At 28.9% G+C, this 622-nt stretch carries 1 protein-coding gene; it reads right to left on the bottom strand.

Annotated features, from left to right (window positions below):
- Nucleotides 1–42 precede the first annotated feature (42 nt).
- Nucleotides 43–622: phosphate acyltransferase (locus CD129_RS12770; protein WP_256681921.1), on the bottom strand; the 580-nt coding region annotated here is incomplete at its 5' end.

Raw genomic sequence — 622 nt, forward strand, 5'->3', positions numbered from 1 at the left:
CACTTTAATGGAGTATAGTTATTTATTTATTATTATAATATACTAAATAAGCATTAAAGCACTACAAATCGAATGGAATTTATCTCGAGAAGAATCTGAACGGGACGTTAAAATTATTGGTATTTTTGCACCAATAATCACAGAAGCTACATCTGCTTTTGATAAATACACGAGCGATTTATATAAAATATTACCACTTTCAATTTGCGGCACTACAACACCGTCAACATTACCAGAAATTTCAGAATCTATATTTTTAATAATCGAAGCTCTTTTATTGATTGCAGCATCAAATGCCATTGGGCCTTCAATTTCTAGATTTGCCATTTTATTTCGAATTCCTGAAACGACTGCATCAGCATCTACCGAGGACTTCATTTTAGGATTCACTTTTTCAATTGCAGATAAAACTGCTATTTTTGGAGATTCAATACCTATTTTTTGTAGACATGTTATTAAATTCGTCGTAATATCTATTTTTTGTTCTACATTAGGTTCAATATTCATCGCAACATCTGATACAGTTAGCATTTTATGATATTCAGGAATATTAAATAATGCAATATGACTCATTCTATCTGTTGTTTTTAATTTATATTTATTATTTAACACTTCTTTTAAT

It is taken from the genome of Mammaliicoccus fleurettii (assembly GCF_003970575.1).
In the GTDB taxonomy this organism is placed as follows: Bacteria; Bacillota; Bacilli; order Staphylococcales; family Staphylococcaceae; genus Mammaliicoccus; species Mammaliicoccus fleurettii.